Genomic DNA, 18,963 nt, shown 5'->3' on the forward strand with positions numbered 1-18,963 from the left:
GGTGTTGAAGCCGCCAAGTTGAAGTGTGCCTGAGGCCGCGACCGTATAGCTTGATGCCGCACTCAACGCGCCCGCTGCGCCCTGGCGCAGCGTTCCGCCATTGACGGCGGTGGCGCCCAGATAATTGTTTGCGCCCGAAAGCGTGAGAGCCCCACTGCCATTCTTTGCAAGGCCGCCACTGCCCGCAATGGTGCCGGAGAAAACGGTGTCGACGGATTGCGCGAGCGTCAGGCTGCCCGAACCAAGCGCAACGCTACCGGCGCCTGACAGGCCGCCCGTGGTGGTGTTGAAATTGGCAAGATCAGCGTTTGCGCCCGCACTGACACTCAGAATGCCCGAGCCAAAGGCATGATCGATGATACCCGCTTTTGCGGTTCCGGCTTCGACGGAAAGTCCGCCGGAAAAGCTGTTGTCGCCCGCCAGAACCAATGTGCCAGCGCCGAGCTTCCAGAGCCGTCCTGTGCCGCTCATCGGCTGGGTTACGGTGAATGTGTTGCTCAAATCCGCAATGTCGAAGCCACCGCCATTTTCTCCCAGCGTCATGCTGCGATCGGTTTGCTGATAGAGGGCGCCGGTGACCTGCAGCGTACCGCCATCAAGGGTGAGGCCACCCGAGGCCAGGCCGAGCTTGTCGTCAGCGGCCACCGAAACCGTTCCCGCAGTGATCCGCGTGCCGCCGGAATAGCTGTTGCTGCTGGTGAGTACCAGTGTGCCATTGCCCAGTTTCCAGATCCCGCCCTGGCCGGTCAGGTCCTGGGAAACCGTGAAGCGATTGCCGGCATCGACAATGTCAAAGCCGCCACCATAACTGCCAATGATCAGATCCCGGCTCGTCTGCGTGTAGGCGGTGCCGGTCACCTGCAGGGTGCCGCCATCAAGGGTGATGCCGCCTGAGGCGAGGCCGAGATTGGCGTCAGCGGCAACCGACAGCGTGCCGGCGCTGATCAAGGTGCCGCCGGAATAGCTGTTTTCGCCGCTCAGCACCGTGGTGCCACTGCCCATCTGCAGCACCGAACCGGTGCCGGAAATCACGGTGTTGAAGGTGACGATGTCCGACCGGTTGAAGGCAAGGGTGCCGTGATGGCTGGCGTCCGTGCCTGTCGATACATCGACTGCAAGATTGCCGCTAGTGCCGCCATCGCCCAATTGCAAGGTGCCACCGCTGATGGCGACACCGCCCGCAAACAGGGAATTGTTGCCTGTCAGAACCGTTGTGCCGGCGATCTGGTTGATGGTGCCAATGCCGATGATGCGGGCATGCACGCTGACCGTGTCGGTGGTGTTGAAGTTCAGGACGCCGTTGCTGCCGCCCCCCTGACGGTTGAACTCGATCTGATCGACATTGATGATGCCGCCTGCTTGCGCGGCTTCGCCGACACCGCCACCGATGTTCACGATACCGGTGGTTCCCTTCTGATAAGCAATCTCCAGCGCGGAATCGTTGATGGTGCCGCCATCATAAAGATTCAGGCTGCCGTTACCGAATTGTCCAACCCAGATGCCGTCCTCGCCGCTCCAGGCCGAGCCTTGTCCTGTGATGGTGACTGTCCCTGAACCGGATCCGGTATTGCCCAGATAGAGCTGGTAGCCGCTGACCTGACCGCCATCGGCTATTGTCAGGTTGCCCGTCCCCGCACTGCCAACAACGATGATCCCATTGCTTCCGATGCTCGATCCCGGTCCAGTGACCGTGGCCTGCCCATGCGTGCCTTGTTCCGATCCAATGGTGAGACCAATGAAACCCGATGATGAATCTGCCTGGATATGCCCGCCATCACTGACTATCAGCGTTCCGGCGCTGTGTCTGCCGACATAGAGCATGCTGGCCGTTGACACCGTGGTGCCTTGGCCGGCAACAGTCATGGTGCCTGCGCCCTTGGCGCCGATGAGGAGAAATCCGCCAGTCAGTGTGGCGCCGTCCTTGACCGAGAGTGAGCCCGCAGAGTTCTGCCCCACCGACATCTGCCCGTTGTTGAAATTATAGATCGGCGCATCGGCCGGCGGCGCAGGATAGACACTGCCACTCACCACATAATAGGGGTCCGCAACCGACGGTGTGCTAGCGGCCGTCTGCGCGAGAACAAGCACCGAGACCGATGCGAGCAGTTTCAAGTGTTCAGAGCATTTTCCAGAACTGTGCGCCATCAAGACCTCGGCTTGTCGATCAGGGATCGCGGGTGACGATCCCATGAAGAGATTGTAAATTTATGTATTACGCATGTCTTATATAAGTAACGTTTAATACAAGGCATGGATTCAGCGGTAGAATACTCGTATAAAATGGTTAATACTATCGTTAGGACTTTGTCAAAATCCCAATATAGAGGGGCCGGATCTCTGACATCGGAACGGTTGCGACGCTCTGGTTTCCTGGGGCTTGTCCGCAACGGGAAAGCAGATGATGTTCCGAGCGGCAATCGGCTGTGCAATGACCACGCAGCGCGCTCTTTGAACGTCGAGATCGCTCGCGCCATCACCACAGATTGCCCCCAGCCTTGTCTTTGACTATGTCTTTCACTGTTGCATAGCGCCATGAACAGTCACGATGCCGATCCTTTAGCATTTGACATTTGGCGTTGACGCGGGCCCCTAAGCAAAAGGGGTGTCGGGTCAAACCGGACTCCCGCCCTGGAAATATAGCAACGTTTGGGGGTGCGGACGAAAACCTGGACTATCAGGGAGTTAGTTCATGTATTCCTACGAAGACCGGTTGCGAGCAGTTGCGCTCTACATCAAGCTGGGCAAGCGCCCGAAAGCGACTATTCGCCAGTTGGGCTACCCAAGCAATAATGCTTTGAAGGGTTGGTACCTGGAATACGAGCACCTTCTTGATCTGCGTTTAGGATTTGCGCCCCGAGCCCCAAAGTTCACACAGGCGCAGAAAGAAGCGGCTGTTGAGCACTACCGCACGCATGGTTGTTGTGTTTCTGCAACGATGCGCGCTTTGGGCTATCCCGGTCGTGCAACGTTGACAGCATGGGTTCGTGAGGCGTTTCCCGAAACCAGCAAAGCCGTCACTGGAAGAACTGGACGTCCACGATACCCTGATGCGCTGAAGAAGGCTGGCGTCGTCGGACTTTATAATCGGCAAGCAAGTGCGCAGGCTCTGGCCGAAAAGCTCGGCGTATGCAGACCGACACTGTATAACTGGGAAAACCAGTTACTTGGTCCGGAGGCTCCCGCAATCATGAAACGCAAGAAAATTGCATGCGATATATCGATGTGCGCTTCTTCATATCTTGAATTAGTGTTGGCCGTTACGGCTGCCAAGTTGTTATCAATAAGGCAGGGCTAATGAAGGCTCACTATTTTAAAGTGTCTAAGGGCCGTAAGGTGAGCACCGCGGGTTTCGCCCTCATGGCCGGGGTTACGTTTTCCGGTATAATTTTTGCACAGCTCATCAAAAAAGGTCGAGCGCAACTTTGTGAAGCTCTATCTGGACCAGATCGAAAGCAAAGCTGTCTGCAAAGTTCGCGGATGCAAAGGTCCCGTGCGGTTTTCAATGGTCCGCCTTAAAGAAATGAGCGGGTTTGTAGGTGGATTAGCGTGAGCAGCATCCGTCGGAAAGCGAACTAATGTCCAAGCCGTGACGCAAGTTCCCTCTCTGAGAAAACGATTTTCAGTCATACTCTACACCGCTATCTTGCTTACTTTTTTGCGATGTCTGCGGTTTTGATTGATGCGGTGCTTCCGCTATTCTGTTCGTTGGCTCGAAAGTATCCGGTCGCATTTTGAGCGTCTCTGCCTCTCGCTTTTGTTGCTCGAGAGTTCGCCAGTTCCCTAGGTTGGAGCAACATCCCATCTCTGCCAGTCACGAAACAATCTATCAGTTTGTGTATTCCACCGACGGTCGAAAAGAAGAGCTTTGGAAATTTCTGCCGGAACGTCGTGCCCGACGCCGCCCACGTCATGCCCGGCGTCATCATGGACGCCGCTTTCCACCAGAACTGAGCATCCTTTATCGTCCAGACATGGTTGCCAGGCGCAAGCAGTTCGGTCATTGGGAGTGCGACCTCATCCAGTTTCGCAAGAGGTTCGGCAAAGCCAATGTGACGTCTCTGGTCGAGCGGGTGAGCCGCTTTGCGGTGTTGCTACGTAACAATGATCGTCAGTCACGGCCGGTGATGGATGGCGTGATTAGGGTACTCCAACCCCTGCCCCAAATGGCCCGCCGATCAATCACGTTTGATCGTGGTACGGAGTTTACAGAGTGGTCGTATCTACAGAATGGGATAGGGTCTCAAACATGGTTCTGTGATCCGCAATCACCCTGGCAGAAAGGCACCGTTGAGAACACCAACAGACGCACAAGACGCTGGCTTCCCCGAGACCTTGATCCGCTCACCCTCAGTGATCGAGACCTCGCATTCATCTGTCATCGGCTCAACAATACACCGCGGAAATGTTTGGGGTACAAAACGCCTGCAGAAGTCTTTGCTTCTCTTTTGCAGGAAGCAGCATAATCAGATAGCTTTACCTACGGCATGATGCAGTTGGAGTAGCTTTTCCACCAATCTCCCGACCCCAATGATGACTGCTGGAACACGCTTCCATCGCCACCATGCAAGCAGGTAGTTTGGAGAAGAATGACAGCAATTGCTCTCGTCGTAATTTCTTGCGCAACAGAACTCGCCCATCACTGTCACTTCCGTGGACCTGAAATACATTTTTCGCCAGATCCAAACCGACTGTAGTAATCTCTTCCATGGCCGCATCCTCCTCAATGGTGCTCAACGAACCCATTCTGCCACATCAACGCCATCGGAGGGGCGTCTATCCCGTCAGAACCGTCTGTCTTACCGAACGGTAACAAATCTCTAGCTTTGCTTGAAAGATTCCCGAGCGGTAAGAATGTTGTCCCCGTTCTTCAAATATTACCGCTCGGTATGTTTTGACTTTAACTCGCCTAAATATTACCGTACGGTAAGATGCAAAGGAGAAGGCGATTGATAAAGTCAGCTGCAGATTTGGGGGCACTGGTTCGCGAGAAGCGAAAAGCTTTCGGCTGGACACAAACCGACTTGGCAAGAAGATGCGGTACCGGAGATCGCTTTATCATCGACCTGGAAAACGGTAAGCCGACATGCCAACTCGGGAAGGCTCTGTTGGTAGCCCGTGAAGTCGGCATTAATCTCATCGATGCAAATTCGCTTACAGTTAATCGGCAAACGTTACCAGAAGACGACGACGAATTGTCATTCTTGCCAAAATACTAAACGCCGAGGCTATTTGTAATGACAACTCTGTTTTATGAAGATTTTGCAGTTGGCGAGCTCCACTCCGATGAGAACTTGAATTTCTCTTATCTGGACGAATGGGCAAGTAAAAAGTCTGCCTTCCCTCTCTCCGTGACCATGCCAACAAAAACGTCATCATATGGCCCTGATAAGATTCTGCCGTGGCTTGCTAACTTGATGCCGGAAAGCCATCTGAGTGAGATTGGTCAGCGGCTCAAGGTGTCACCGCAAGACATCGTCGGTGTGCTAGCTCACCTCGGAAGAGATACCGCTGGTGCAATATCAGTCGGTGCGCCGCGCAAAAGTGGGAGTACGAGTGTTACACCCATCCCAGATGAAGCAACACTGGAGAAGATAATCAATGAGCTGCCAGAGAAGCCGTTTTTGATTGGCACTGAAGGCGTATCCATGTCTCTAGCTGGAGTTCAAGACAAACTGCCTGTCTACATGCTCGATGATGGAATGCTTGGGGTACCAACTGAGGGGACACCATCAACGCATATTTTGAAACCTGATGCTCTGAAAACTCGGTTTCCTGCAAGCGTTCAGAACGAAGCTTTCTGCATGCGTCTCGCCATGCATTGCGGTCTTGATGTTGCGAACGTGACAACGGGAGTAGCAGGAAGTCGCTCGTATCTCCTCGTCGAACGCTATGACCGCATTCGAGACGGCAAAGGCTTCGTGCGCCGTATCCATCAAGAAGATTTCTGCCAAGTGCTGGGTTACTTTCCTGCTCAAAAATATGAACGCTCTAGGTTCGGTGGTCGGAATGGCCCAACGCTTGTCCGCATGTTTAAAGCCGTTGAAGAGTTCATTTCGGCTGGTGAGCGCGAAAAGTTCCTTGATGCCGTTATCTTCAATGTTTTGATCTGCAATACTGATGCTCACGCTAAAAACTACTCAATCCTGATTGGTCAGGGAGGATCAGCTAGATTGGCTCCGCTGTACGATCTGATGTGCGCTTCCATCTACAAAAATGCAGATCAATCCTTGGCTCAGTCGATTGCTGGCAAAACGAATGCTAACGAGTTGCACGCAGCCGATTGGAAAGAATTGGCGACGAGTGTTAGCCTCAGTCCGGCTAAAACCCTGCGCAGAGTGCAATCCTTGGCCGAGACTGTACTAGAGCATGCTGAGATGGTCGCCAATGAAATAGCCAAGACACAAGTCGGGGGTCATGATCTCTTAAGCCGTGTCTCATATAAAGTCCAAAAGCGCGCGAAACGAATTCTTAGACAATTAGACGAAGCGAATTAGAGCAGCTCGGCTTTGTAATTTTGCATCACTCTGATGCAAATTTTCATTCTAAACCGATATCACAGGCAACTCGCTCAACCTCGTCGTATACCGAGGCGATCTCCATGGTCCCCTTGGCTTCAAATTCTCTTCGAAAGCCCTCGCTTCCACGAACGTAAGCGGTGTTTTGAGCCCACCTGTTTTGCCGGGTTGGTCCTAATTTTCGCTGATGCAAACACCAGTTATCAATTTCAAGCGCCACCGTTTTGCACCGCAAATCATTGCTCACGCCGTTTGGCTTTACCTGCGGTTCAACATAAGCCTGCGTGAAGTTGAGGAAATGCTGCTCGAACGTGGGATCGACGTTTCCTATGAGACTATCGCCATTATGCTTGTAGTGTCTAAATTCTAATTCGTCGACGACTTGCCGCCTTGGCTAAATTCCGCTCGCTTCATGCACTACGGTGCCATTAAAATCGCAGCTGGCGCCATGATAATATGAGCAACCGGAAACTTCCTCCAACTTCAAGGTGTACTGATCTACGAATTTAAAACTCACTTTGCAAAGTCGGCTGTTCTTCACGGATTCTTTTTGATTTTCCATGAACCCTTCATTGGGTATGGACATGGTTGCGTTGGTGCCGGTAATCGTAACATCACCTTTCAGACTTCCACCACAACCAGGTGCTTTATCGGTCATTTTCACCGTCGTCGAAATCGCTGCGGAATAGTCATTGCCTGACTTATGAGTCAGTTCAACAGTGAGCGACGCTCCGCCTTCGCTTTCGTAATGACCTGAGCGATTGCTTTCGTCACCCTGAGAAGGCTGGCATGGCAATGATCGCAAGCGATACAGCCAATATCGATGTTCTGATCATGTAATCTCCAAAACCAAATAGAATCGGGGCAGATGAGGCATTTTCCCGAGTTGTCCGCCCAAATTACGCTGTATCACTATACGTTCAAGTCTGAACTTCGCCTTTACAGTCCGCCAATTTTGGCTCGCGGGTATCCATCCTTGCCACAACGATGCCGTTGCTCGCAGGCTCGAGAAGGGCGTAGCAAATACGAATAGCAATTACCCGGCAGGAGGGTTTTACGGCTGCGCTGTGTCGCATTCGGTTAATCGAGGTAAAGTCGATCGGTCCGCACCGATATCCAGCTTTTTTCAAGTTAGCCGCAGTTCCAGCGACCCGGATTTGTGGACTGGCTAACTCCGTAAGCTCATTGTCGATTTTAAACCAGTATCTAGCCCCTATGTCTGATTACAGACCCAAACCGGTCACTGGCCGCCGCAAAAATCGGGCGCAAAACCGCGACTTTTACGACAGAGTTGAGCGACGCGATTAACGATCCCACAAAAGGAAGGACAGTTCGTCGCAAAAGTTAGGAAGTGTGCGACGGTCTGTCGATGCGCGGGCTGCTTCTTCTGCTCGGTCCGACAGTGAGGGTAGCGGACGATCCTATCTGATTGAAGGAATACTCGTCCGCATTTTGCTTCCAATAAGCCGATATCATTTCTATCGCGTCCTCCGTGTGCTGAGTGCCAGGAGGGCCAAGCCGCGCCGAAAAGGCATCCAGCAATACGGCAGTTTTCACGGTCGAATATGTACATGCATTGTGTCCGTTTGGACCGACTGCGACCCAGAACCACAATGAACGCATCGACCTGCACTTTCCCGCCGCCAACCTACAGCCTCTCCAGAGCCGCCATTGTAGCGAATGAAATGAGTACTCCATTCCTCTGTTTCCGCTCGGTCAGCCGCTGCCAGCCGAGTTTATCACCCTGAACCGTCGCCGCCTGCACATCGGGCGCTTCGCAGATGGCGAGAAGACGGTCTACCGTCATGTTCTCCGATATCGCTGTGGTTGCTCCAACACTCAAAAATGCAGCGCACATGCCGCTAAGAACCGTTATACGCCTCCACATTATATCTCTAACTCCGGTTTACAAATATAACTGTGCTTCACTCGAGCATTGGCTCGGCGGATCCATTTATGGTCGTGGTGCAAAGCCGAGCGCAACAGCAATCAGTACAAGCAGTGGGCCTATCCATTTGAAGTGCGAAACAAGACGATTAAACGATTCCTGAGTACTGCTGAATTTAATGTGGCCAAAGCCAACCGCACTCATCCATATGCCCGCCGTGAACATGATGATCTGATCGATGTATTGCAAGTCAGGCACTCCTCCCACGCGCGTATGAAGGTACTGAGCTGGCCACCTTAAACGAAGCGAGAGCATATTACATCCGAAGGTCGATGCTTGACTATGCGTCAAAGCTCCTCGGATTCTACCGGCCATAAAGCCGCCGCAAGCGGACCGTCCGGTCATAAAAGCCAGCCAAGATATGCCTGCCGCAGAGTGCAGGAACTCTTCATCACCGTTTCCGACCATCATTCTGGCCGATTGTCGTTATGAATGACTTTCCATCAAGCGGGCGCTAAGATGGCTGGAATTGACGCCAAAGCCGAACTTCGGCCCTTAATCGCTTATGGAAAGAGAATTCATGCAGAAGATGGGCGTTATACTCAGTGCCATTGTCTTGTTGTTTTCGATCCCCGCAAAAGCTGATCAACTAATTTGTTCTGAAAAAAAACATCTGCGCTACATGAACATGGTTGGTGAGGTTGGCGAGATGGGGATCGACCTTGACCCGGTGGGAGAGGATCGTGAGGCTTTCGAGAGGTTGGTAGCCGCATATGAAACCCACAACCCGAAAGGACCGAAGACCTCGCTTTTCGTCGCGCATGTTCCAACCGGTCAGATTTATAGTCAGATATGCGCTGTAGAGCGCTGCACGATGGAAGAAATGTCAACTCCCGAGCAAGCTTGTTTGATCGAGCACATGAACCAATGTAGCTACGTTGCAATTCGGTTCCGAGGCGAAGAGTTCTGCCTACTCCGTTCTCCGAAAAATTAGATGTTTGATTAGGGCCTTTGATAACCCGTTTCTCACTGGCACAATCGCCGAACTCCGTTCGGTATATGGCTAATTTGTCTCGATACTCCTCAATAATTTATTAGGACGTACTGACTGTGAATTCTCACGGGAATTCTTGGCGCAATCATCGACCGTTAAAGACCAACTTGCACGACAGATTTTTGCAGGCAGCAGCAGCCTTCCGCTGCCCGCAAGCTGACCGACCGTTGCCCACCCCTTCTCGGGCTTTCAATATACGATAAGTGCAAGAAGCGCTTTGATTGCCATGCAGGAAGCCGCGCTCTTGGAGAGCCGACCACTGACATGAGGCCCGAACAAGGACACGCCGACGTTCCCGATTTTCATTGACGACAAGACCGTTGAAACGCTCAGAGGCAGTTGCAATCGCCTTGGTCCTTCATGACGCGCTTTCGCTCAAGCAGCAATTTGCCCGCTCTCACGGTATCGTTGCGTCCAAATTTAAGGTGTCCGCGGTGCGCGCAACGGGTTTTTGCAACGGAACCCCATCGTGGCAGGAGAATTGTATTCCCGCAGCGTGAACACACTTTGTTCTCAAAAGTCAGACAGTTCCAACACTTTGGTCGCGTGACGACAGGATAAGGATGGTATAAACAACGATTATTACTGGCATTGTGACGGCGTTGTTGTATTTTCTATCTGCCTGCTTTTGTGGTCGTCACCGAAGGCCGGGTCCCCATATGTCTGAAGGAGGTATGAATGCGAGTGTGTCTGATTACAGGTCTGCTGACTCTTATGGCAACTAGTGTGGGCGTCGCTGCTTCGTGTGAACAAAGTTTTAAATCGGAAGGCGTCCCCCTCTTAACTCCGACAGTCTACCGCGCGACACAAAGCTTTGCAGGTGTGAAATCGGCAGATGCCTTGCAGCGTATGGCACAAGCTATCGCAGCCGACGGTTTTTCTGGCATCACGATCAACAAGCAGCTCTCCTCCATTGACGCCTTTCAGGATGGGTCCGGATCAGGTCGTATGCAGACCTTGCGCGTGACCGCTCGGAAGCAAGGCAAGAGTGTACGCGTTGACGCTATCTTCACGCTCAAGGTGGGGCAGACGATCAGCACGTCGGTGGCGCGCAAAGGACTTTGCGGTTTCATAGCTGCTGCAGCAAATTAAACTAACATGCCCGATTTTCACTAGGGCGCGTTGGTCAGCGCGTTCAAATCGGGCCTAATCTTCTCCAAACGTTGAGGGTAATATAACTATCGACGAAAGGAGCGTCTTATGACTGGGAAAAGTCGCGTGCAATCAACACTGACAAAGCACCAACCTACGGGATTGCCATCGCGCAGTTGAAGGCCGAAGGCAAATGCCCTGATGAACTGGGGCTTCAGCAGGTCAAATACCTGAACAATGTCGTCGAGGCTGACCAAGGCAAGCTTAAGCAGCTGATCATCTGGCTCATGGTGGTCGAATTTTGTGGAAATCCAGAAGGATAGCGGCTACATATTGCCCATAGCGCGTGCTGCGGTGCTGCGGGTTCCCCCGAAATCCACGGAGACTAAGATCAACCTCTCACAAGGAGCGCGAACCCATGTCTTCGACGATGTCTAAGGGCCGCATTCAATCCACACTCCGCCACTTTCTTGACAATGAGGCATCAGGCGGCATCATCCTGATGTTCGTTGCCGCACTGGCAATCACGATGGCAAATTCGCCGATGGCGGAGGCGTATTTCCACATCCTTCATGTCTATATTGGGCCGCTCAGCGTCCAGCACTGGATCAATGACGCACTGATGGCTGTCTTCTTCCTGCTGGTGGGACTGGAAATAAAGCGGGAGACGTTGGACGGCCAGCTATCGAGCTGGAGCCGGCGGGTACTGCCGGGAGCTGCTGCGGCTGGCGGGATGGTGTTTCCTGCGCTGTTCTACATTTACTTTAACTGGAACGATCCGTCCGCGCTCAGGGGATGGGCCATTCCCACGGCGACCGATATCGCCTTTGCGCTCGGCGTTCTGTCGCTGTTCGGGAAACGTGTCCCAGCATCGCTGAAAATCTTTCTAGCCGCACTGGCAATCATCGATGATCTTGGGGCAGTCATCGTAATTGCACTGTTCTATACAGCCGCCCTCAATCTTCTGGCACTTTGCGGCGCAGCCATTGTCGTCGCAACCCTCATTATCTTCAATCGGATGGGCGTGAAGACACTGTGGCCCTACCTGGCGCTGGGTGTAGTGCTTTGGGTTCTGGTGTTCTCATCCGGTGTCCATGCTACGCTGGCGGGTGTCGTACTGGCGCTGACGATTCCGTTGAAACGCACGCCGGGCACCCCGGAAGCCAGTCACGCAGACTCCCCTCTCCATAAGCTGGAGCACAATCTCCACAAGCCCGTTGCGTTTGCGATCGTGCCCATCTTTGGATTTGCCAATGCGGGCGTCTCGTTTGCTGGGGTTTCTATGTCAATCATCGCCGAGCCGCTGACCATGGGGGTGGCCGCAGGACTAATGCTCGGAAAACTGGTCGGCATTCTTGGCACAGTCGCAGTTCTTGTGAACCTCAAACTCGCCGAGCTCCCTGCAAAAGCGAGCTGGGGACAGATGGCCGGGGTGGCGCTCTTGTGTGGTATCGGCTTCACCATGTCCCTGTTTATCGGATTGCTGGCGTTCAACGATCCGACCGTTCAGGATCACGTTAAGATTGGAATATTGCTGGGTTCACTCACCTCGGGTCTGATCGGAGCGGTTTTACTCACGGCATTTGGTCGTCGATCCGAGACGTAGGTCCGGTGCTCCACGGTAGCCGTTCGTCAATCTGACTCCCTGGCCGTCGAGATGGCGGTCAGTGTGGTGCTCAGATGGGCGAATGGATCGACAGCGTTGAGCTTGTAGCTTTCGATGAGTGAGGCGATGACCGTCCAGTTCTCCGCTCCCGCATCGTATCCGGCGAATAGAGTATTCTTGGTGTCACGACACGAAAGGCGTGAAACTGCCTGCTTGTAGAGAATATACCATAATCACGCTGCGAGGATGGACATTACTCGCCGCCGTGGGCCTGAGATCGGCGCTGTCGGTCCCGGTCGAGATGTCATCGCCGGTGAGACTGATGTGCTGCCTGTCCGGACCTCGTCACCATGGCGCGCGCCCTGCCAAAGCGCGTAACGATACGCCAACCGCCAACACAAAATTCAACACGAAGTCGGTCGAGTTGCTTGTCCCAGAGAAACCGTTGATCGCCCGGGTCACGGCAACGTCAATATCACAAAGCTTTACGTCATTTCCGTTTGTTATTGTCCGCGTCCCCGTGTGCCGGGACAACGCCGCTCTGATGAGGTTGAGAAAACTGTCTCTCGCTCAGCATGCTCGGTTGAATGAGCCGGCACTTCACTACTTCAACACCCGGGTGAGGAACTTCGGCCAAATATCCCGTCTGCGGATGCTAATCCGAGGCAGTCCGAACAGATCGTCCGCCGGGCCTGCACGACCTCGCACCGTGGTGGTGGCTGTTGTGAACCCCGCGTCTTGGGCCATTGCGCGATGAATAGGATTATTCTCGCCGTATGGGAAACAGAAGCCAGTCACTTCTTCACCCAGAATATTCTCCAGAATCGTCTTTGATTGTGAAATCTGTCTTTTCGCTTCATTGTCAGGTGTTTCGGTCAGATGCACATGATCAAGCGTATGCGCACCGACCTCATGTCCGAGCGCTGCCCACTCCCGCAATTGCGCGATGGACATCAACGGCGTCTTCGGAACCCCAAGCGGCTGATCCCAGACATTGCTTCCACCAACCTGATTGGCGACGAAATAATTGGTCGCCGTGAAGCCGCATTCGGCTAATATCGGTGCGGCATTTTCCAGGACATTAAGAAAACCATCATCGAAAGTGATCGCAGCCACTTTGCCCGTTTTCTCGCCTCGGATGTAAGGTAAGGCGTCACGCAGAGAGAGCCCGCGATAACCCGCTCTCTTCAACCATTTCATCTGGCTCCGGAACCGGGTCGGATGCACCAGCAACCCATGAAACGGTATGTCCTTTTGGGGCAAAGGTGCGATCTGGTGATATAGAAGAACAGGTACCGACATTTAGTCATCCCTCATCGAAAAATCTTCGCTGCAGTTTGCATCGGTCTCACTTAATAAAATGCGCTCAATCTCCACGATGCGGTCACGTCTGCGTTTCAACCGCTTTCCGATACGGCCCAGGAAACGTCGGCGTTTCTTCGCTTCGCGACTGGCCTGAAGGTGCTCAATATAGACTTGCTCGACCGGCTCGTTCTCGAGATCATCGAAGATCCAGCAAAACGACACCGGAAGCCGGGTTATCGAATAGCGTGGCGAAGTTTCGGCAGAATCCTGCATGACAATCTGTTCCAGCACCAACTGATCCCAAACCTCCGGCGCGTCCATGCATCCCTTTTGCCACGCTTCCAAAAGAGCGAGGGCGGACGGGGTGTCGTTGATGAGCACGGTTCCGCTGAGAAGGTGGCCGCTCTTTTCATAGTAAACCGCGATGTCGCTCTCAATGGATTGCAATGCCGGCCAGGGATCGCGATGAAACACCGCATCCACATCGACATATAACAGCGGACCTCTCACCAGCTTGCGCTGTTGCACCAGCACACTGGGCTTTAGCCCCGCATTGCGCACCCAGCTTCCCTTATTTTCAACGGCAACGGAGATGATCTTGAGCCCAAGATATCGAGCGCTTGCGAGAAGGCGATCCTTCTCGTGTTCATAGAAGCTGTTGGTCGTGTAGAACGCAATAACTGCCCCCGTCGGGCCAATACTTGCGTGCTTTCTGGTCGCGAGCTCCTCCAGTGTGGGAAATGCTATCGCCATCGAACGATGCGCGCGGCTCCATGCGTGAAGCCTATCAAAAAGTCCAAAGACCATATTGAACTCATTAGGAATAAACGGTTTCCGGAACGGTGAAATAGGCAGATGCAATGCCCGACGCAAACTCACTTTCACGATAAAAAACTGGACTTTCCCTGAATTGATCCTGTCGTCAATCCAGCAATGCTCCGCGGACCTGCTGTGGTGCTTCCATTCATCCCAGGTCAATCCGCAGGCCATACCGCGATCTGATGGACAGGGCGATGTTTAATGCTTTGATCGCCGATAGCAGCCAGTGAGGTTGCCCAGGCAAAACTAGAACTGCGGTTTTACGGCTTTTTCTTGGTCCAGGAACCTGACGGAGCGCAGATGCCGGAGTCCCTATTACGAAAGACGCAATTTGATCTTCGGGTTCAAAGAGTAATAGATCGTAAAACTCACTATTGACGAAGGGACGCCCCACTTCTCCGCAGGCTTTTGCGTATCCAGCAACCACAGAAGCAAACAAAGCCTTTGCCATGCTACGCCATTCAGCACTTTCCCCGGTCCCATCACCGAGGAGGCTTCCCGCTGACTGCATCCAGTCGGCGTCGCGTTCGATTTCGTTCGCTGGCGACCACGTATTTTCTTTGTCCGGTATATCAATCGGGGTTTTCTGCCCTGCTATAACTGCGAATGTGTTGAATAGATCACGGTTTTGGTCGAGCGTGATTAGCGTATCACCGCGCTCTAGGATTTCAGCGACAGCACATTTTATCATTTGCGATTTGCCGGTGCCTGTGGCGCCTTCGATAATGGTATGCTGTTTTTCAACATCCAGCGAGGGGTATGCGACCCAACCCAGCGATACAGGCTTTGGCTCTTCGTTATTTATCCAACGAGGCGGGCGTGCATTTGTCCAATCAATGACCTGCATTCCCTTAATATGTTCGTGATGAATGCCGATGGGCTCAGTTTTAAACAAGCAATTAGCCAGAGCTATGAAATAGGGTTTTGCGTCTTTCCATCGGCCTCCTGTCATACCCCATGAAACCCACAAAAGTAGCGTACTAGTACCTATCCACACGTTGCCCCAAAACAAGGCATGACTGTTGGCTTCTATGCCGATATCGGCATGGGTCAAATGATTGCCAATAAGCCACTGACCAATGAGATTGTAGGTTACGGTAGATATAGCTGCTACGATGGTAAACCCTATCAACCTTAGCCGAACATGTGGAGTGCCGCGAGATGTGTGAAACACGACAAATGTGCTCCATAAGCCTAAAGCAAAAGGAAGCAGCGGTAAGAGCAGCACTACAATAATTATTACTCCGAAAGCCAATCCACGCCGTTGTATGGCTGTACTCATCAAGTATCCGCTTGTATTGAATTTATTCAAAAATATGGGCGATAATACAAAACTTAGAGAGAGTAGCAAGCATAGTTTTTGTTAAACAAAAACGCTTGCCCGAGAGATCAGCCAGCGCTAAGCCCCGACGCCCGAACAAACGCAAGGCAGAATCCGTGGACGTCTCATCGGGTTCCGATTAACGGACGATGAGGCGGCGCAGCTTGAAATTGCTGCTGCCGTGGCGGGTACGACTGTGCCGGCCTATTGGCGTGCGACAGTTCTTGGAGCTCACTGCCGGCACGAAAGGGTGGCGAAGGTGCTCACCCCACGGCCCCGCTCGTCAATAATGGGGTCTATGACCTCGATCACCGCACGCCTGCGGAGATATACGGGACCGGGCGGGCGATCGGCAAGGGTTATTGGACAGCGCAGCCCACCTAATCGCCGTAACACCCGCAGATCACCCCAGGCCGCGCCGTCAGCCCGCCAGATAGTTTTTCAGGAAACTGCGTGTGCGCTCCTGCTGCGGATTGCGCAGCAACTCACTGGGAGCGCCCTCTTCAACAACCACCCCGCCATCCATGAACAGGATGCGATCGGCCACTTCACCCGCGAAACGCATCTCATGGGTGACGATCAACATGGTCATATGCTCAGCCGCCAGCTGTTTCATCACCAGATTGACCTCATCAACCAGTTCCGGATCCAGCGCCGATGTCGCTTCATCAAACAACATCACCTTCGGCTGCATCGCAAGCGCTCTGGCAATCGCTACACGCTGCTTCTGCCCGCCGGAAAGACGCGAGGGATAAACATCCGCCTTGCTTGCAAGGCCAACTTTTTCCAACAATTCAAGCGCCAGAGCACGGGCTTGCGCCTTGCGCATGTTTTTCAGCTTGATCGGACCCAAGGTAATATTGTCGATCACAGTGAGATGCGGAAAAAGGTTGAAGTGCTGAAACACCATTCCCATCTGCTGGCGCACCGCGTTGATGTGCTTCTCGAAGGCCTGCCCCTTGAGCGGCTGGTTGACCTGAGTGCCGTCAAGCCAGACCTCCCCACCATTCAGTGTCTCAAGATGATTGATCGACCGCAACAACGTGCTCTTGCCGGAGCCACTCGGGCCGATGATCGCAATGATCTGCCCGCGCGTGACCGACAGATCGATCCCCTTGAGGACTTCAAGCGCGCCATAGGCTTTGCGAGCAGCCTTGACTTCAACCATGGCTAAGGATCCACTCATCGCGTGACCTCCACTTTTCTTTCAATACGTCGCAGCATCGCCTCCATGACAAGATTGGCGATGTAATAAAGCACAGCCGCAGTTAGATAGAATTCGAACGGGCTGTAGGTCTCGCTGATCGCGATCTGCGCACTATGCACGAGCTCGGCAATGCCGATAATGGAAACCAGTGAGGTATCCTTGAGCAGCACGATCATATTGTTGCCAATCGGCGGGATCGTGTTGCGGATGGCCTGAGGGATAATAACATAGCGCAGGGCCTGACCACGACTAAGGCCAATCGAGCGCGCGCCCTCGGTCTGTCCCGGATCGACCGAGACAATCCCGGCACGCAGAACATCCGCATTATAAACGGCAAAATGCAGGCTCAATCCGATAATGCCGGCAAACAGCGCCGGAATATCAATGCCAATCTGCACAAGACCATAATAAATCAGATAAAGCTGCAACAGCAGCGGTGTTCCCATGAACAGCCACATGAAGAAGCGCACCGGATAGGCGAGAAGCCCGGGCGCATAAAGAACAATCAGTGCAAACAGGATGCCAAAGACAAAACTGAGAACACTGGAGGCAATCGCGAGAACCAGAGTCCAGCCAAGTCCGGTGAGAAGGATATCGGCATAGGGGGCGACAATACTGAAATCAAGTGCTGGCATGAACTTGCCCCTCAACGCGGCGCGAAGCGTTTGTCGAGCAGATCAACGATCGTGACGACAACATAAACAATGACCATGTAGAGAACCGCCGCAACCGCGAATATCTCGAATGGCTTATAGGTGGAACTGATGAAACGCTGCGCTGTATAAGTCAGCTCGACCACCGAAATCGTCGAGACCAGGGCCGACCCCTTAACCAAAGCCACTGCATTGACGCCCAGAGGGCGGATCATCAGTCGGGCCGCCTGCGGCAGAAGGATCAGCCTTAGCGTTCTGCCGCGGTCAAAACCAATCGATCGGGCAGCTTCGGCCTGGCCCCTGTCGACGCCGGCAATGGCGCCACGAATGGATTCCGCCATATAAGCACCGATGTTCAATCCCAGCCCAATCACGCCGGCCGCATAGGGCTCCAGCTCCAGCCCGATCTGCGGGCCGCCAAAATACAGAACGAACAACTGCACCAGACAGGGCGTGCCGCGAAATACGCTTACATAAGCACCTGATAAAAAGCGCAGCAACGCGCTGTTTGACAGGCGCGCCAACACGAGCAAGGCGGCGATGGCGAAGCCCAGCACAAGCGCTAGGACAGAAATCTGCACGGTGACCCACGCAGCCTCCAGAAAGAACGGGAGGACCCGCTGCATCAAAGCAAGATCCATAAGCATACTCCGAAACGTCAAGGGAACCGGCCCGAACTGCTTCGGGCCGGACTGTAATCCAATCAGCGGATGTCGCTGCCGATCCAATCCATTGAAATCTTTTCGTAGCCGCCATCAGCCAGCATGGCTTCCAGGGTCTTTTGCATTTCCGCTTTGAGTTCAGGGTTGTTCTTGCGGATTGCGATACCCAGAGCCACCCGACCGCCTTCAATGTCGGGGGTGTCCAGAATGCGCACTTTCTGTCCGGTCTCCTTGACGGCAATCATCACCGGAATGCTGTCCATGACCAGAGCATCCAGCCGGCCCGCATCCAGATCAATGAGCATTTCAGGGAGGCCCTTATAGGTGCGTACGCTCAAATCCCCTTGCGCCTTGGCCCATTTTTCATGGGCGTCACCCATGGTCACACCGACAGTCTTGCCATTCAAGTCCGCAAGTTTCTGAATGGAAGAACTCTCCTTGACGACAATCGTTCGACCGGCATGATAATAAGGTCCCACAAAATCCACCGCCTTCTCGCGTTCGGGCGTGATGGTCATGGACGCGACGACGGCATCATATTTTTTGGCCAGCAGCCCCGCAATGATGCCGTCAAAAGGGGTGGTGACGATCTTGGCCTTCAGCCCCATCCGCTTGGCGATTTCCGAGCCGATCGATGCGTCAAAACCAACCACTTCATTCTGTTCATTGGTGAAGCTGAACGGCGGATATTGGCCACTCATGGCAATCCGCATTTCCCCGGCGGTCTTGAGCTTTTCCAGCTCGTCCGCCTGGGCGGGAGCACTCGAAAAGCCAACCGCGAGGGCGAGAGCGGCGGCAGCAAAAAGGCTGTTGAACTTGGAACGCATGACTTTGAGTTTCC

At 53.5% G+C, this 18,963-nt stretch carries 16 protein-coding genes and 7 pseudogenes; 9 read left to right on the forward strand and 14 right to left on the reverse strand.

The genetic code is table 11. From position 1 onward, the window contains the following. Positions 1–96: 96 nt before the first annotated feature. Positions 97–2,190 (reverse strand): annotated as a pseudogene (locus QBD00_RS23665) (autotransporter-associated beta strand repeat-containing protein); the annotation flags it as partial. 499 nt (positions 2,191–2,689) lie between these two features. On the opposite strand from QBD00_RS23665, the pseudogene QBD00_RS21775 reads away from it, so the two are divergent. Both QBD00_RS21775 and QBD00_RS21780 read left to right on the forward strand, forming a co-directional pair. Then, positions 2,690–3,202 (forward strand): annotated as a pseudogene (locus tag QBD00_RS21775) (IS3 family transposase); the annotation flags it as partial. A 580-nt stretch (positions 3,203–3,782) separates the two neighbouring features. Beyond that, a pseudogene (locus QBD00_RS21780) lies at positions 3,783–4,463 on the forward strand (IS30 family transposase); the annotation flags it as partial. Between the two features lie 49 nt (positions 4,464–4,512). Here the strand turns inward: QBD00_RS21780 and QBD00_RS21785 are convergent. Then, positions 4,513–4,707 (reverse strand): annotated as a pseudogene (locus tag QBD00_RS21785) (IS110 family transposase); the annotation flags it as partial. 239 nt (positions 4,708–4,946) lie between these two features. On the opposite strand from QBD00_RS21785, the gene QBD00_RS21790 reads away from it, so the two are divergent. Both QBD00_RS21790 and QBD00_RS21795 read left to right on the forward strand, forming a co-directional pair. Beyond that, positions 4,947–5,216: a helix-turn-helix domain-containing protein gene (locus tag QBD00_RS21790; protein WP_151095294.1), complete on the forward strand. Its 270-nt coding sequence runs from the start codon at positions 4,947–4,949 to the stop codon at positions 5,214–5,216. Between the two features lie 18 nt (positions 5,217–5,234). Next, positions 5,235–6,494 carry a type II toxin-antitoxin system HipA family toxin gene (locus tag QBD00_RS21795; protein WP_318580528.1) on the forward strand — a complete coding sequence of 420 codons (1,260 nt, stop codon included), beginning with the start codon at positions 5,235–5,237 and terminating at the stop codon, positions 6,492–6,494. Positions 6,495–6,542: 48 nt separating this feature from the next. On the opposite strand, the gene QBD00_RS23670 is transcribed toward QBD00_RS21795, so the two are convergent. After that, the gene (locus QBD00_RS23670; RefSeq protein ID WP_412535056.1) at positions 6,543–6,644 is read right to left on the reverse strand and encodes a DUF4113 domain-containing protein; all 102 of its coding nucleotides are present in this window, start codon (positions 6,642–6,644) and stop codon (positions 6,543–6,545) included. Between the two features lie 58 nt (positions 6,645–6,702). Between QBD00_RS23670 and QBD00_RS21800 the strand changes: the two are divergent. Beyond that, a pseudogene (locus tag QBD00_RS21800) lies at positions 6,703–6,855 on the forward strand (IS6 family transposase); the annotation flags it as partial. Between the two features lie 54 nt (positions 6,856–6,909). Here the strand turns inward: QBD00_RS21800 and QBD00_RS21805 are convergent. From QBD00_RS21805 to QBD00_RS21815, 3 genes are all read right to left on the reverse strand, one after another. Further along, positions 6,910–7,320, reverse strand: a complete 411-nt coding sequence (locus tag QBD00_RS21805) for a hypothetical protein (RefSeq protein ID WP_191793929.1) — start codon at positions 7,318–7,320, stop codon at positions 6,910–6,912. Positions 7,321–8,163: 843 nt separating this feature from the next. Next, a complete protein-coding gene (locus QBD00_RS21810; RefSeq protein WP_191793926.1) occupies positions 8,164–8,322 on the reverse strand; it encodes a hypothetical protein in 159 nt (52 codons plus the stop codon). Positions 8,323–8,469: 147 nt separating this feature from the next. Beyond that, positions 8,470–8,652: a hypothetical protein gene (locus tag QBD00_RS21815; RefSeq protein ID WP_191793934.1), complete on the reverse strand. Its 183-nt coding sequence runs from the start codon at positions 8,650–8,652 to the stop codon at positions 8,470–8,472. A 331-nt stretch (positions 8,653–8,983) separates the two neighbouring features. Between QBD00_RS21815 and QBD00_RS21820 the strand changes: the two genes are divergently transcribed. The 4 genes and pseudogenes from QBD00_RS21820 to nhaA all read left to right on the forward strand — a co-directional run bounded on the left by QBD00_RS21820 (position 8,984) and on the right by nhaA (position 12,155). After that, entirely contained in the window at positions 8,984–9,397 is a 414-nt protein-coding gene (locus QBD00_RS21820) for a hypothetical protein (protein ID WP_318580529.1), read from the forward strand. Positions 9,398–10,135: 738 nt separating this feature from the next. Then, on the forward strand, positions 10,136–10,549 hold the full coding sequence (locus QBD00_RS21825) for a hypothetical protein (RefSeq protein WP_318580530.1): 414 nt from the start codon (positions 10,136–10,138) through the stop codon (positions 10,547–10,549). 110 nt (positions 10,550–10,659) lie between these two features. Next, a pseudogene (locus QBD00_RS21830) lies at positions 10,660–10,827 on the forward strand (DDE-type integrase/transposase/recombinase); the annotation flags it as partial. Between the two features lie 140 nt (positions 10,828–10,967). Beyond that, positions 10,968–12,155, forward strand: coding sequence for a Na+/H+ antiporter NhaA (nhaA, locus tag QBD00_RS21835; protein WP_318580531.1), 1,188 nt, complete (start codon positions 10,968–10,970; stop codon positions 12,153–12,155). On the opposite strand, the pseudogene QBD00_RS21840 reads toward nhaA, so the two are convergent. The 8 genes and pseudogenes from QBD00_RS21840 to QBD00_RS21875 form a co-directional block, all read right to left on the reverse strand. Then, a pseudogene (locus QBD00_RS21840) lies at positions 12,124–12,334 on the reverse strand (transposase domain-containing protein); the annotation flags it as partial. The gene nhaA and the pseudogene QBD00_RS21840 overlap by 32 nt on opposite strands. Before the next feature lie 424 nt (positions 12,335–12,758). Next, positions 12,759–13,457 (reverse strand): polysaccharide deacetylase family protein, encoded by a 699-nt coding sequence (locus QBD00_RS21845; protein WP_151095278.1) that lies wholly within the window; start codon positions 13,455–13,457, stop codon positions 12,759–12,761. Further along, complete coding sequence (locus tag QBD00_RS21850; RefSeq protein ID WP_318580532.1) at positions 13,458–14,450, reverse strand: putative nucleotide-diphospho-sugar transferase; 993 nt, start codon at positions 14,448–14,450, stop codon at positions 13,458–13,460. It lies immediately after the preceding gene. Then, complete coding sequence (locus tag QBD00_RS21855; protein ID WP_318580533.1) at positions 14,425–15,561, reverse strand: type IV secretion system DNA-binding domain-containing protein; 1,137 nt, start codon at positions 15,559–15,561, stop codon at positions 14,425–14,427. Before QBD00_RS21855 ends, QBD00_RS21850 begins: the two co-directional genes overlap by 26 nt. Before the next feature lie 460 nt (positions 15,562–16,021). Then, positions 16,022–16,786: an amino acid ABC transporter ATP-binding protein gene (locus QBD00_RS21860; RefSeq protein WP_318285425.1), complete on the reverse strand. Its 765-nt coding sequence runs from the start codon at positions 16,784–16,786 to the stop codon at positions 16,022–16,024. Beyond that, entirely contained in the window at positions 16,783–17,442 is a 660-nt protein-coding gene (locus tag QBD00_RS21865) for an amino acid ABC transporter permease (protein WP_151095274.1), read from the reverse strand. The genes QBD00_RS21860 and QBD00_RS21865 overlap by 4 nt, the downstream gene beginning before the upstream one ends. Before the next feature lie 11 nt (positions 17,443–17,453). Next, positions 17,454–18,101 (reverse strand): amino acid ABC transporter permease, encoded by a 648-nt coding sequence (locus tag QBD00_RS21870; protein ID WP_151095272.1) that lies wholly within the window; start codon positions 18,099–18,101, stop codon positions 17,454–17,456. 62 nt (positions 18,102–18,163) lie between these two features. Beyond that, a complete protein-coding gene (locus QBD00_RS21875) occupies positions 18,164–18,949 on the reverse strand; it encodes an ABC transporter substrate-binding protein (protein WP_151095270.1) in 786 nt (261 codons plus the stop codon). Between the last annotated feature and the right edge of the window lie 14 nt (positions 18,950–18,963).

This window comes from Ochrobactrum sp. AN78, from assembly GCF_029909885.1.
Taxonomy (GTDB): Bacteria; Pseudomonadota; Alphaproteobacteria; order Rhizobiales; family Rhizobiaceae; genus Brucella; species Brucella quorumnocens.